General features: G+C 58.5%; 12 protein-coding genes. 9 read left to right on the forward strand and 3 right to left on the reverse strand.

The window, feature by feature from the left end:
• Positions 1-327: 327 nt before the first annotated feature.
• Positions 328-672: a pentapeptide repeat-containing protein gene (locus AO388_RS20395; protein ID WP_003371360.1), complete on the reverse strand. Its 345-nt coding sequence runs from the start codon at positions 670-672 to the stop codon at positions 328-330.
• Positions 673-772: 100 nt separating this feature from the next.
• On the reverse strand, positions 773-2,311 hold the full coding sequence (locus tag AO388_RS20400) for a bifunctional aminoglycoside phosphotransferase/ATP-binding protein (RefSeq protein ID WP_003430670.1): 1,539 nt from the start codon (positions 2,309-2,311) through the stop codon (positions 773-775).
• A gap of 130 nt (positions 2,312-2,441) precedes the next feature.
• Between AO388_RS20400 and mrcB the strand changes: the two genes are divergently transcribed.
• The 3 genes from mrcB to AO388_RS20415 are packed head-to-tail and all read left to right on the forward strand — an operon-like array spanning position 2,442 to position 5,853.
• Positions 2,442-4,763 carry a penicillin-binding protein 1B gene (gene mrcB / locus AO388_RS20405; protein ID WP_003371363.1) on the forward strand — a complete coding sequence of 774 codons (2,322 nt, stop codon included), beginning with the start codon at positions 2,442-2,444 and terminating at the stop codon, positions 4,761-4,763.
• A 17-nt stretch (positions 4,764-4,780) separates the two neighbouring features.
• On the forward strand, positions 4,781-5,524 hold the full coding sequence (locus AO388_RS20410) for a tetratricopeptide repeat protein (protein ID WP_044310159.1): 744 nt from the start codon (positions 4,781-4,783) through the stop codon (positions 5,522-5,524).
• A complete protein-coding gene (locus AO388_RS20415) occupies positions 5,524-5,853 on the forward strand; it encodes a YqcC family protein (protein ID WP_003371368.1) in 330 nt (109 codons plus the stop codon). The genes AO388_RS20410 and AO388_RS20415 overlap by 1 nt, the downstream gene beginning before the upstream one ends.
• 11 nt (positions 5,854-5,864) lie before the next feature.
• On the opposite strand, the gene AO388_RS20420 is transcribed toward AO388_RS20415, so the two are convergent.
• Positions 5,865-6,281 carry a DUF4124 domain-containing protein gene (locus AO388_RS20420; RefSeq protein WP_003371370.1) on the reverse strand — a complete coding sequence of 139 codons (417 nt, stop codon included), beginning with the start codon at positions 6,279-6,281 and terminating at the stop codon, positions 5,865-5,867.
• 397 nt (positions 6,282-6,678) lie between these two features.
• On the opposite strand from AO388_RS20420, the gene AO388_RS20425 reads away from it, so the two are divergent.
• The 6 genes from AO388_RS20425 to msrQ all read left to right on the forward strand — a co-directional run bounded on the left by AO388_RS20425 (position 6,679) and on the right by msrQ (position 12,671).
• Positions 6,679-8,403 (forward strand): acetolactate synthase 3 large subunit, encoded by a 1,725-nt coding sequence (locus tag AO388_RS20425; protein WP_003430666.1) that lies wholly within the window; start codon positions 6,679-6,681, stop codon positions 8,401-8,403.
• A gap of 2 nt (positions 8,404-8,405) precedes the next feature.
• Complete coding sequence (ilvN, locus tag AO388_RS20430; protein WP_002552075.1) at positions 8,406-8,897, forward strand: acetolactate synthase small subunit; 492 nt, start codon at positions 8,406-8,408, stop codon at positions 8,895-8,897.
• 47 nt (positions 8,898-8,944) lie between these two features.
• Positions 8,945-9,961, forward strand: coding sequence for a ketol-acid reductoisomerase (ilvC, locus tag AO388_RS20435; RefSeq protein ID WP_002552076.1), 1,017 nt, complete (start codon positions 8,945-8,947; stop codon positions 9,959-9,961).
• A gap of 149 nt (positions 9,962-10,110) precedes the next feature.
• The gene (gene pssA / locus AO388_RS20440) at positions 10,111-10,956 is read left to right on the forward strand and encodes a CDP-diacylglycerol--serine O-phosphatidyltransferase (RefSeq protein WP_003371380.1); all 846 of its coding nucleotides are present in this window, start codon (positions 10,111-10,113) and stop codon (positions 10,954-10,956) included.
• A 69-nt stretch (positions 10,957-11,025) separates the two neighbouring features.
• On the forward strand, positions 11,026-12,039 hold the full coding sequence (msrP, locus tag AO388_RS20445) for a protein-methionine-sulfoxide reductase catalytic subunit MsrP (RefSeq protein WP_003430665.1): 1,014 nt from the start codon (positions 11,026-11,028) through the stop codon (positions 12,037-12,039).
• Positions 12,039-12,671, forward strand: coding sequence for a protein-methionine-sulfoxide reductase heme-binding subunit MsrQ (msrQ, locus tag AO388_RS20450; protein ID WP_054082236.1), 633 nt, complete (start codon positions 12,039-12,041; stop codon positions 12,669-12,671). The genes msrP and msrQ overlap by 1 nt, the downstream gene beginning before the upstream one ends.
• The last annotated feature ends 452 nt before the right edge of the window (positions 12,672-13,123 follow it).

Raw genomic sequence — 13,123 nt, forward strand, 5'->3', positions numbered from 1 at the left:
AAAGAGCCGGGTCAAAAACCGTGATTAGCCTGATGAGGAGATAATCTGAAAGTCCGAACCAAGGTCTTTCAGGCTACCGTCCAGTCTCGCGACCGGATGTGATAATCATAACGATTCTCATTTGTAAGTCAACATTTCTTTTGGTCGTACGGGTGCCGGTGCCTGCTTATGATCCAGGCAGGGTATTCAAGGATTAAAAAGTGCGGTGCACAGCGTAGCGTCAGTGGCGACGGGGCTGCTCATGCGAGAGAAGAAGGGGTGAAAGCAGGACAATACATCGCCAGCCTGCCGTGCATCGCGCATGCAGGCTGCAACGTTTTTGCGGTATCAGTGGGTACGGTAGCGCAGGCGCGTGCCGAAATTCACCGACATCAGAATCTCGTCAGCCGAGAGCTCAGCCGGGAAGAACACCCCTGAAATCTGAGCGTGAGCGATGCTCGCACCTTCCATCGGTGTATTTCGCAGGTCCAGGCCACGAAGGTCGGCAGAGCGAAAATAAGCGTCGGTGAAGTCGATATTGGCGGTGTCCAGCGCGCGAAGGTCCAGCCCCCTGAAGTCGCCCCCGACCATATCAATGGTGCCGGTTCGTGGTTTCTCTTGATTGAAACCTTCGACATCATCTTTGCGCAGCAGCATATAAAGCGGTGAGTCGATCTGTTTGGGGTGGCTCATGATGGCCTCGCACATGTCATTGCGTTGGAATTATGGCGCCATTATATCGCCATCATCTTGAGGCCGTGAAGCGTTAACCGCTCAACGGCCATGTGTCTTTTTACAGGCCCGGCAGGCGCTGGCGCAGGTTGTCGATAAGGCTGTCCAGGTCGCTGCTGACGTTGGTTGCAACCTTCTTGCTGCGCAGGATCTCGTCGGCGCCGAGCGGCTCGCGACTGGCCTGCTGAGCCTCGATGACTTCCAGCGTCGCGTCAGACGGATCGTTGTCCTGCGCCTGACGCTGCGCAAGCCAGCCAGCGATCACAGCCTGTGGCGCTTCGCAATCCAGAATCAGGAACGGCACACCGGTGTTTTCCGCAATCTTTGCCGCCGCATCGCGCTGCTCGCGCTTCAGGTAGGTGGCATCGATCACCACCGAGAAGCCCGCGCGCAGGGTTGCGGTAGCAAGCTCATGCAGGCGCGCATAGGTTGCGCCGCTGGCTTGCGCGTCGTACAGATCCTGATTCTGGCCGGCAAACAGGCGCTTGCGCTCTACGTCCGAGCGCAGGCGGATGGCGCCCAGCGATTCCACCAGACGCATCGCAACGTGGCTTTTGCCGACGGCAGAGACACCGTGGGTAATCGTCAGAAACGGTGAAGGGATGGCGCTGTAGCTCTCTGCCAGATTGGCATAGTTGCGGTATTGACGAAGCGTCGCTGCGCGCTGCAAGCCGTCGGCATCGGCTGGCTGGCTGAACAACGCCACCTTGGCACGAACCATTGCGCGGTAGGCCTTGTAGAAATTCAACAGCTCCAGGCCTGCATAGTCGCCGGTGACTTCCAGGTACTGACTGATCAAGCGCCGCGACAGCGACTTCAGGCCACGGTCTTCAAGGTCCATTGCCAGAAAGCCGATGTCGGCGTAGACATCGGTCTTGCGGAACGGCTCGTTGAACTCGATGCAGTCGAACAGCACGACCTTGCCATCAATCACCGTCGCGTTGCCCAGATGAATGTCGCCATGGCATTCGCGGATGAACCCGTCGGCCTTGCGGTGAGACAGCAGCGGCTTGAGTCGCGCAAAGCTCGACTCTGCCCACGCCTGCAGGGCATCAAGCTGTGCCAGGTCGGATTTTTCGCTGATCAGCGGGCGAATCTGCTCGAAATTCTGTACCACCGGGGCCATCACGCTGTCAGGCGAGCCGAGTTCGCTTTCAGCCCCGACCTGCGGCGAGGTCAGGTGAAAACCGGCAATCTGGTGCGCCAGTTCGTCGATGTGCGCAGTCGTCACTTCACCGTTGGCCTGCAGTGTGCTCAGCAGGCCGTCCTGCGAGAACTGCTTCATCTTCAGCGCGTATTCGATGGCTTCGCCGTCGCCGCCCAGTTGCGGCGCGTCCGCTGTGCCGGTGATCGGCAGGACTTCGATGTAGAGGTCGTCGGTCAGGCGCTGATTCAGGCGCAACTCTTCCTCACAGAAATGCTTGCGCAGGGCCAGCGTGGTGAAGTCCAGAAAGCCGAAGTTCATCGGTTTTTTGAATTTGTAGGCGTATGGACCCGTCAGCAGCACCCAGGAAATGTGCGTTTCAATGACCTGGAAACTCTCCACCGGATGGGGGAAGAGGGCAGGGTTCTGCAGGGCAGCAATCAAAGACTGGCTCACGGTCGATCCTTCAGGAATGTGTTCAAAATGTAAGTACACGATGCCGCCATTATGGCCGCTTGGCGCGAGGCTGCAAACCGCTGACTCGGGCGTCTGTCGATCCTCGGTAAAGTGCGTATAATCCGCGCCCATGACTCGATCCCGCACCTCTCGTTCTGCAAAAAAACAACCTCCCCGCAGCCTTAACAAGTGGCTGGGCTGGGCGCTGAAGCTTGGTATTGTCGGCCTGGTTCTGCTGGGCGGCCTGGCCATTTACCTGGATGCCATCGTCCAGGAAAAATTCTCCGGCAAGCGCTGGACCATCCCGGCCAAGGTCTATGCACGGCCGCTGGAACTTTTCGTCGGACAGAAGCTGAGCCGCGATGACTTTCTCATCGAGCTGGACGCCCTGGGCTATCGCCGCGAAAGCGTGGCGAACGGGCCCGGCGCCGCAGCGGTGAACGGCAATACCGTCGACCTCAACACACGTGGTTTCCAGTTCTACGAAGGCACTGACGCAGCGCAGCAGGTTCGCGTGCGCTTTTCCGGTGACTACGTAGCCGACCTGTCGTCGGGCAATGGAGCCAAGCTTGCGGTGGCGCGGCTTGAACCCTTGCTGATCGGCGGTCTTTACCCGAAGAATCTGGAAGACCGGATCCTGATCAAGCTGGATCAGGCGCCGCCCTATCTGCTCGACGGGCTGGTAGCGGTCGAGGACCGGGATTTCTATCACCACTTCGGCGTGTCGCCCAAGTCCATTGCCCGGGCGATCTGGGTCAATACCTCACAGGGGCAGATGCGCCAGGGCGGCAGCACGCTGACCCAGCAGTTGGTCAAGAACTTCTACCTGACCAACGAGCGCAGCCTCACCCGTAAGCTGACCGAAGCCATGATGGCCGTTCTGCTGGAGATCCATTACAGCAAGCAGGAAATCCTCGAGGCCTATCTCAACGAAGTGTTCGTCGGGCAGGACGGCCAGCGTGCCGTTCACGGTTTCGGTCTGGCCAGCCAGTATTTCTTCAGCCAGCCGCTCTCCGAACTGAAAATCCATCAGGTGGCGATGCTGGTCGGTCTGGTCAAAGGGCCTTCCTTCTACAACCCGCGTCGCAATCCGGAGCGTGCTCTGGAGCGTCGCAATCTGGTGCTCGACCTGTTCGAGCAGCAGGGCGTCGCTACTCCGGAAGTGGTTGCCGCTGCGAAGAAAATGCCACTGGGTGTGACCAAGACCGGGACCCTCGCCGACAGCTCGTTTCCGGCGTTCCTCGATCTGGTCAAGCGTCAGCTGCGCGAAGACTATCGTGACGAAGACTTGACCGAAGAAGGGTTGCGGATCTTTACCAGCTTCGATCCGATCCTGCAGATGAAGTCCCAGGCTGCCATGGACGATACATTCAAGAAGCTCGCCGGGCGCAAGGGCTCTGACGAGGTGGAGTCGGCCATGGTCGTCACCAACCCTGAAACCGGCGAAGTACAGGCGTTGATCGGCGGGCGTGAGGCCGGGTTCTCGGGCTTCAATCGGGCGATCGACGCGGTACGGCCGATCGGCTCGCTGGTCAAGCCGGCTATCTACCTGACGGCACTCGAACGGCCAAGCCAGTACACATTGACCAGCTGGATCGCCGACGAACTGTTTCAGGTCAAAGGCGCCGATGGCCAGATCTGGAAACCACAGAACTACGATCGCAAGTCACACGGCAATATCTTTCTGTATCAGGGGCTGGCGCATTCGTACAACCTTTCGACCGCCAAGCTGGGTCTTGAGCTGGGCATTCCAAACGTGTTCAAGACCCTCGCCAAGCTGGGTGTGACGCGCGAATGGCCTGCCTATCCGTCGATGCTGCTGGGTGCGGGTGGCTTGAGTCCGATGGAAGTGGCCACCATGTATCAGACCATTGCCAGCGGTGGGTTCAATACGCCGATGCGCGGTATTCGCAGTGTGCTCACCGCTGAAGGCGAGCCGCTCAAACGTTATCCGTTCCAGATTGAACAGCGCTTCGATCCGGGTGCCATATACCTGGTGCAGAATGCGATGCAGCGGGTGATGCGCGAAGGTACGGGCAAATCTGTTTACAACGTGTTGCCGAGCTCGTTGAATCTGGCAGGCAAGACCGGCACCAGTAACGACTCTCGCGATAGCTGGTTTGCCGGGTTCAGTCAGGACCTGCTGGCCGTGGTGTGGATGGGCCGCGATGACAACGGCAAGACACCGTTTACCGGTGCTACCGGTGCCCTGCAGGTCTGGACCAGTTTCATGCGCAAGGCCGGTCCGCTGCCGCTGGACATGGCGATGCCGGACAACGTCGTTCAGGCGTGGGTCGATGCACAGACCGGTCAGGGTTCGGATGCAAGCTGCCCGAATGCCGTGCAGATGCCGTATATTCGCGGCAGTGAGCCCCAGCCCGGCGCGACATGCGGCGGCGCTCCGGCACCTGCCACTGAGGTGATGGACTGGGTCAAGGGTTGGTTGAACTAGGCAATCGAGGTTTTGAAGTGAATAAATGGTGGATTCCAGCTTTAACGGCACTGGCCTTGCTGAACGGCTGCGCCAGTGTGGAACGCGGCTCGATTCCGGTCGTGGATTCGAGCTCCAAGGTGTCCAACGGCGAACGTGCGGCAGCTTCGCGTAACGGTACTTACCGCACCAACACCGCGCCGGTGCAACAGCAGCCGCAAGCCGTACCGCAGGACTCGGGCGTCGTAGTGATGGTGCCGGGTGCGGGTGGTGCTGATGCCGGGCAGAGTTTCTCTGCGCCAGCCACTCAGGCGCCGTTCAGTGTCAACACTCCGCCTGTCGATGCCGCCCCGGTCAATCAGGCCCCGGTCAGTCAGGCTCCTGCGAATAACAGTTACAGCATGCCGGCTGCCTCTGCCCCGACCGGAATCCCGTCCAGCGGTGGCGGTCTGTCGGAGGACGAACAGCTTGATGGTCCTGTACTGGCATTGCTGACCACCGCGCAGCAACAGCAGAGCAGCGGCGATCTCAATGGCGCGTCGTCCAGTCTCGAGCGTGCGCAGCGGGTTGCACCGCGTGAGCCGCAAGTGCTCTATCGTCTGGCTCAGGTTCGTCTGGCTCAGGGTGATGCGGCCCAGGCCGAGCAACTGGCACGTCGTGGTCTGACTTACGCCAACGGACGCACCAGCCTTCAGGCCAGCCTGTGGGGATTGATCGCTCAGTCACGCGAAAAGCAGGGTGATGCGGCCGGTGCCGCCCTGGCTCGTCAAAAGGCTCGCTGATGGACGGACGTTTGCCTGAGGTTGCCGAGCAACTGTTGTTGATAGAGCGCGAGTTGCGCTTGCTGGGCTGGTGGGATACGACACCGCCCAGCGAGCAGGCGCTCGCCAGTCAGGAACCGTTCAGCGTCGATACTCTGGAGTTCGCCCAGTGGCTGCAATGGATTTTCCTGCCGCGGATGAAGGTCATCCTTGAACGCGACCTGCCATTGCCCAATGCTTCCGGCATTCTGGAAATGGCCGAGATGGTCTATGCCGGGTGCATGACTGAAACCCGGCAACTGCAAGCGCATCTGGCGCGGTTCGACCAGCTGATTACAGCAGCGCGCTGATCGGCGCGCTTCTATCGGCAGTATTCGCTGATAGCCCTGTTGGTTTCTTCGATACGCGTCTTGCGGTTCTCATCCGTAAGGCGCCTCGATTCCCCTCCCACCTGCTCACGCACGCGCGGATTGTTCTGCAACTGCGCGAGATTGGTGCGCAAGGTCTCGCAACTTTCCGCGCGCTTGGCTTCCTGAGCCTTCACCTGGCTTTTGACTTTCTGGTCAATCTCGCGTTGCTGCGCAGCCCCGTCGTCCGCTGGCATGCCCGGCGCGGCGGCAGGTGGCGGTGTCTGCACATTGATTTCCTGTACCTGCTGACCAGTAGGCGGCTGGGCATCGAAGTGCGTCACACCCTGGGCATCCACCCACTTATAGATTGAAGCGGCCTGGCTGGTTGCGCTGATGGCCAGCGCAGCGGCGAGAATCATCCAGTGCATGTCGGGTCCTTGAAAGTCTGTGCATGCAGAAAGCTACCATAACAGTGCATTTCAGTCCGAAACGGTGCGATTTCACTCGTCGGGTGTCAAGAAAGCGCACGGATCGCTTGACTTGAAGGGGGGGAATCACAACAATCCAAAGTTCGCTGTAGAAGGACTGCCAGAAGCAGACCCTCTCGGTAGATCATGAGGCGCACACCCGCGCCGACCTGTAACACCCGCAACGCGTTACCTCGCGCTGGGTGGGAATGTTCCGCAACACTCAGGGACCTCCCAATACTTGCTCAGTCAGTGCTGACGTAGTCGGCGACCACCGTCGCTCATGCTCTGCTGGCAGTAAACCTATTAAGACCCGTCCCGGAGTGGGCGGTATTCTGGCGTTTTAGAGGTGAACAACGTGGAGCTTTTATCTGGCGCTGAAATGGTCGTCCGCTTTTTGCGTGACGAAGGCGTTGAGCATATCTATGGGTACCCCGGTGGTGCCCTCCTGCATGTCTACGATGCCCTGTTCAAAGAACCGGCGGTGAGCCACATCCTTGTTCGCCACGAGCAGGCTGCCACGCACATGGCCGATGGCTATGCGCGGGCGACCGGCAAGGCGGGCGTGGTGCTGGTGACTTCGGGTCCTGGTGCAACCAATGCCATTACCGGTATCGCCACGGCGTACATGGACTCCATTCCGATGGTGGTCCTGTCCGGTCAGGTAGCCAGTACGCTGGTGGGCACCGATGCGTTCCAGGAGACCGACATGATCGGTATCTCCCGGCCTATCGTGAAGCACAGCTTCATGATCAAGCACCCGTCGGAAATCCCGGAAGTCCTGAAGAAGGCGTTCTACCTGGCACAGTCCGGTCGTCCAGGCCCGGTGGTCGTCGATATTCCGAAGGACATGACCAACCCGGCCGAAAAATTCGAATACGTCTTTCCGAAAAAAGCCAAGCTGCGTTCCTACAGCCCGGCGGTTCGTGGCCATTCCGGTCAGATCCGCAAGGCTGTCGAGATGCTGCTGGCGGCCAAGCGCCCGATCGTCTACGCCGGTGGCGGAGTGATCATGGGCAATGCTTCGGCGCAACTGACCGAACTGGCGCAACTGCTCGATGCACCGGTAACCAATACCCTGATGGGGCTTGGCTGCTATCCGGGCACGGATCGTCAGTTCGTCGGCATGCTCGGGATGCATGGCAGCTACACCGCCAACCTCGCGATGCACCACACCGATGTGATCCTGGCCGTCGGCGCGCGTTTCGATGACCGTGTGATCAACGGCGCCAGCAAGTTCTGCCCGAACGCCAAGATTATCCACATTGATATCGACCCGGCTTCGATCTCCAAGACCATCAAGGCCGACGTGCCTATCGTCGGTCCTGTCGAAAGCGTGCTGACCGAAATGGTCGCCACCTTGAAAGAGATCGGCGAGACACCCGACAAGGCATCCGTTGCCGCGTGGTGGAAGCAGATTGACGAGTGGCGCGGTACGGGTGATCTGTTCCCGTACAACCGTGGCGATGGCACGGTCATCAAGCCGCAGGCCGTTATCGAAACGCTGTGCGAAGTCACCAAGGGCGACGCTTATGTCACCTCGGACGTCGGCCAGCATCAGATGTTCGCTGCGCAGTACTACCGCTTCAACAAGCCGAACCGCTGGATCAACTCCGGCGGTCTGGGCACCATGGGCTTTGGCTTCCCGGCTGCTATGGGCGTCAAGCTGAGCTTCCCCGATGCGCACGTTGCCTGTGTGACCGGTGAAGGCAGTATCCAGATGAACATCCAGGAACTGTCGACCTGCCTGCAGTACGGCCTGCCGGTGAAGATCATTCTGCTCAACAACGGTGTGCTGGGCATGGTCCGCCAGTGGCAGGACATGAGCTACGGCGCGCGTCACTCGCACTCCTACATGGAGTCGCTGCCTGATTTCGTCAAGCTGGTCGAGGCCTATGGCCACGTCGGCATGCGTATCACTGACCTGAAGGATCTGAAGCCGAAGATGGAAGAAGCCTTTGCCATGACTGACCGGCTGGTGTTCATGGACATTCAGGTCGATGTGACCGAGCACGTCTATCCGATGCAAATCAAGGACGGCTCCATGCGCGATATGTGGTTGAGCAAGACGGAGCGGACATAATCATGCGCCATATCATTTCCCTGCTGCTGGAAAACGAACCGGGTGCACTTTCGCGCGTCGTCGGTCTGTTCTCCCAGCGTAATTACAACATCGAAAGCCTGACGGTTGCGCCGACCGAAGACCCGACCCTGTCGCGTCTGACGCTCACCACCGTAGGTCATGATGAGGTGATCGAGCAGATCACCAAGAACCTCAACAAGCTCATCGAAGTGGTCAAGCTGGTCGACCTGTCGGAAAGCGCTCACATCGAGCGCGAACTGATGCTGGTCAAGGTCAAGGCCACTGGCGCGCAGCGTGCCGAGATCAAGCGCACCACGGATATCTTCCGCGGGCAGATCGTCGACGTGACCGCCAGCGTTTACACCGTGCAGCTGAGCGGCACGAGCGACAAACTGGACAGCTTCATTCAGGCCATCGGCACCGCCGCTATCCTGGAAACAGTACGCAGTGGCGTAACGGGCATTGCCCGTGGCGACAAAGTGCTGAGCATTTAAATCAATTAAGCAAATGGCCTGCGTGGCCAAGATAACAGGGGATTTCCATGAAAGTTTTCTACGACAAAGACTGTGACCTTTCGATCATCCAGGGCAAGAAAGTCGCCATCATCGGTTACGGTTCGCAAGGTCACGCCCAGGCGTGCAACCTGAAAGACTCCGGCGTTGATGTCACTGTCGGCCTGCGTAAAGGTTCGGCCACTGTCGCCAAGGCCGAGGCGCATGGCCTGAAAGTGACCGACGTCGCTTCTGCCGTTGCCGCCGCCGACCTGGTCATGATCCTGACCCCGGACGAGTTCCAGTCCCAGCTGTACAAGAACGAAGTCGAGCCGAACCTGAAAAAGGGCGCAACACTGGCGTTCTCCCACGGCTTCGCGATTCACTACAATCAGGTCGTGCCGCGCGCTGACCTCGACGTGATCATGATCGCGCCGAAGGCTCCCGGCCACACCGTGCGTACCGAGTTCGTCAAGGGCGGCGGTATCCCTGACCTGATCGCGGTTTATCAGGATGCTTCCGGCAACGCCAAAAACGTTGCCCTGTCCTACGCTTCGGGCGTTGGCGGCGGCCGTACCGGCATTATCGAAACCACTTTCAAGGACGAGACTGAAACCGATCTGTTCGGCGAGCAGGCTGTTCTGTGCGGCGGTACTGTCGAGCTGGTCAAGGCTGGTTTCGAAACGCTGGTTGAAGCTGGCTACGCGCCGGAAATGGCTTACTTCGAGTGCCTGCACGAACTGAAGCTGATCGTTGACCTCATGTACGAAGGCGGTATCGCCAACATGAACTACTCGATCTCCAACAACGCCGAATACGGCGAATACGTCACTGGCCCTGAAGTCATCAACGCCGAATCCCGTCAGGCCATGCGCAACGCTCTGAAGCGTATTCAGGACGGCGAATACGCGAAGATGTTCATCAGCGAAGGCGCCACCGGCTACCCGTCGATGACTGCCAAGCGTCGTAACAACGCTGCGCACGGCATCGAAATCATCGGTGAAAAACTGCGCTCGATGATGCCTTGGATCGCGGCGAACAAAATCGTCGACAAAGACAAGAACTAAGCTTTTCCGGCTCACCGCCGGACTNCGCGACCCATCGGTCGCGCTTTTTCGTTATGGGTCAGGCTCTGGTATAAAGCTGCATCGTTTGCAGGCGAACCCTCGCCGCAGACCTGTGTCGAACCTTTTCATACCGCTGCAAGGTAATCTCCATGAGCGAACGTCCTGAAGAGCCCATCAAGGCCTCTGACGCTGAAAGTCTGCTACCTATCGATGAACACGTGGAAGATGGCCATGACGCCGACGGCCGACAGGTCCGGCATCGGGGTATCTATCTGCTTCCCAACCTGTTTACCACGGCGAATCTGTTCGCGGGTTTCTACTCCATCATCAGCTCCATGAGTGCGCAAAGCGCCATGAGCGCCGGTGATTTTGCCGGGGCAAGCAAGTATTTCGCCTTCGCTGCGATTGCGATCTTCGTGGCCATGGTGCTCGACGGGCTGGATGGTCGTGTTGCGCGCATGACCAACACGCAAAGTGCGTTTGGCGCCGAGTACGACTCGCTGTCCGACATGGTTGCCTTCGGTGTGGCACCGGCGTTGCTGGCATTCGGCTGGGCATTGGGCGACATGGGCAAGGTCGGCTGGATGGTTGCCTTCATCTATGTAGCCGGTGCTGCATTGCGTCTGGCGCGCTTCAATACTCAGGTCGGCAAGGCTGACAAGCGCTACTTCATCGGCCTGGCCAGTCCGGCAGCGGCAGGTGTGGTGGCCGGCACGGTCTGGGCATTCAGCGATTTCGGGATTCAGGGCTCCAAGCTGTCGTTTCTCGTCGCGTTGCTGGTCGCCGCCGCCGGTATGCTGATGGTCAGTAACATCAAGTACAACAGCTTCAAGGAGCTGGACTTGAAGGGGCGGGTGCCTTTTGTTGCGATTCTGGCGGTGGTCCTGGTGTTTGCTGTCGTATTCAGCGACCCGCCGCGCATTTTGCTGCTGATATTCCTCGCGTACGCTCTTTCTGGCCCCATTCAGTATCTGCTACGTCGCCGCAAGGCCTAGTCAAAGATCTAATTTCCACCATACTCCGTAGTCTATAGGTGCATCAGTTCCCTGGCCTGCGGAGTCATCATGCTAATCAAGCTTCCTTCTGCGTCCGACTCCAAAGAGTCGGACGTCACGCCTGAATCCATTTATCTCTCGCGACGCACATTGCTCGCCAGCTCGCTTGCGGGGCTCGCCGTCACAGCAATGCCGCGCTGGGCTGGTGCAGCCGATGCATCGCGGTATGCCGATGTAGAGCCTGGTAAAGCGCCGGGCTGGTTCGCGGACAAACTGCCCTCCACGAAGTGGCAGGCGGTCAACGTCAAGGACGAGGCGATCACGCCGTTCAAGGACGCGACCCATTACAACAACTTCTATGAGTTCGGTACTGACAAGGGCGATCCTGCCAAGAATGCCGGCTCTCTGCAGACCGAGCCCTGGAGTGTCGTGATCGATGGTGAAGTCGGCAAGCCTGGTCGTTATGCACTCGAAGACTTCATGAAGCCTTATCAGTTGGAAGAGCGGATCTACCGGTTGCGCTGCGTCGAAGCCTGGTCAATGGTCATTCCGTGGATTGGTTTTCCGATCTCTGCGTTACTCAAGCAGGTAGAGCCGACTTCCAAAGCCAAATACATTCGTTTTGAAACGCTGGAAGACGCCAAGTCCATGCCGGGCCAGCGCTCGGACTTTGCCCTGATCGACTGGCCTTATGTAGAAGGGCTGCGTCTGGACGAGGCGATGAACCCTCTGGCGATTCTGGCGGTGGGCATGTACGGGCGGGAGCTGCCTAACCAGAATGGCGCACCGTTACGTCTGGTGGTGCCATGGAAATATGGTTTCAAGAGTGTGAAGTCCATCGTGCGTATCAGCCTGGTCAGTGAGCAGCCGAAGACCACCTGGCAAAGCATTGCGGCAAACGAGTATGGCTTCTATGCCAACGTCAACCCGACTGTCGATCATCCGCGCTGGACACAAGCCCGTGAGCGTCGCTTGCCGAGCGGCCTGTTCAGTCCGAATCTGCGCGATACGAAGATGTTCAATGGCTATGAGGAAGAGGTGGGTTCCTTGTATGCCGGCATGGATTTGCGGAAGGACTATTGATGCGATATCCGTTTTTGCGTCTGGCTGTATTTCTTGCCGCTTGCATTGCCCCTATGTGGTGGTTGTACCAGGCATGGATCTTTGCGCTCGGGCCTGATCCCGGCAAGGTCCTTGTGGAGAACTTCGGAGTGGCGACGTTGGTCATGCTGCTGATCACACTCGCCATGACGCCGTTGCAGCGTCTGACCGGTTGGTCGGGGTGGATCGTGGTGCGTCGCCAGCTGGGCCTATGGTGTTTTGCGTATGCGCTGCTGCACCTGACAATGTACGCGCTGTTCATTCTGGGGCTGGATTGGGGGCAGTTGGGTGTCGAACTGGTCAAGCGTCCTTATATCATCGTCGGTGCGCTGGCGTTCCTGGGGCTGCTTGCGCTGGCGGTGACATCCAACCGCTATAGTCAGCGTCGTCTTGGGGCACGCTGGAAAAAGCTGCACCGGATCATCTACGTGATTCTGGGACTGGGTTTGCTGCATATGTTCTGGATTGTCCGGGCCGACCTTAAAGAGTGGGCGCTGTATGCGGGGATAGGTGCATTCCTGTTGTTGCTGCGGATTCCCGTGTTTGCTCGGCGAATCCCGCGTCTGGGCGGCGCTGCGAAGGCCAGATCGGTAAAAGTTCAAAATAACGGTTGACGCCCTCTGTGAGGTGTCTATAATTCGCCCCACTTCCGGCGCAGACGGAAACGAAAAAGCCTTGTAGATCAATAGTTTGCAAGGTTTTGGAGTGAAGAGTCAGCGAGGAAGTAGGTCGGGTCTGAATTGATCGACAGCGGTGAGAAAAAAGAGTTTGACACGCGGTTGTAACGCTGTAGAATTCGCCTCCCGCTGATGAGCATCTCCAGAGTTGATCGCAGCGCAAGTGGTTGAAGTTGCAAAGGAAACTTTGAAAACTTCTTGAAATAACCGCTTGACAGATACAGAGGACGCTGTAGAATGCGCGCCTCGGTTGAGACGAAAGATCTTAACCCATCGCTCTTTAACAACTGAATCAAGCAATTCGTGTGGGTGCTTGTGGTGTCAGGCTGAAGTCAACAGATTATCAGCAACCCAAGTTACTCCGCGAGAAATCAAAGATGTAACCAACG

Source organism: Pseudomonas sp. ICMP 10191, from assembly GCF_001467335.1.
Taxonomy (GTDB): Bacteria; Pseudomonadota; Gammaproteobacteria; order Pseudomonadales; family Pseudomonadaceae; genus Aquipseudomonas; species Aquipseudomonas cerasi.

What these genes read in the sequence shown, in the direction of transcription:
- AO388_RS20420 (WP_003371370.1), bottom strand. Translation starts at nt 6,281, where the DNA reads ATGCACTGGATGATTCTCGCCGCTGCGCTGGCCATCAGCGCAACCAGC.
- ilvC (WP_002552076.1), top strand. Translation starts at nt 8,945, where the DNA reads ATGAAAGTTTTCTACGACAAAGACTGTGACCTTTCGATCATCCAGGGC.
- mrcB (WP_003371363.1), top strand. Translation starts at nt 2,442, where the DNA reads ATGACTCGATCCCGCACCTCTCGTTCTGCAAAAAAACAACCTCCCCGC.
- pssA (WP_003371380.1), top strand. Translation starts at nt 10,111, where the DNA reads ATGAGCGAACGTCCTGAAGAGCCCATCAAGGCCTCTGACGCTGAAAGT.
- msrQ (WP_054082236.1), top strand. Translation starts at nt 12,039, where the DNA reads ATGCGATATCCGTTTTTGCGTCTGGCTGTATTTCTTGCCGCTTGCATT.
- msrP (WP_003430665.1), top strand. Translation starts at nt 11,026, where the DNA reads ATGCTAATCAAGCTTCCTTCTGCGTCCGACTCCAAAGAGTCGGACGTC.
- AO388_RS20415 (WP_003371368.1), top strand. Translation starts at nt 5,524, where the DNA reads ATGGACGGACGTTTGCCTGAGGTTGCCGAGCAACTGTTGTTGATAGAG.
- ilvN (WP_002552075.1), top strand. Translation starts at nt 8,406, where the DNA reads ATGCGCCATATCATTTCCCTGCTGCTGGAAAACGAACCGGGTGCACTT.
- AO388_RS20395 (WP_003371360.1), bottom strand. Translation starts at nt 672, where the DNA reads ATGAGCCACCCCAAACAGATCGACTCACCGCTTTATATGCTGCTGCGC.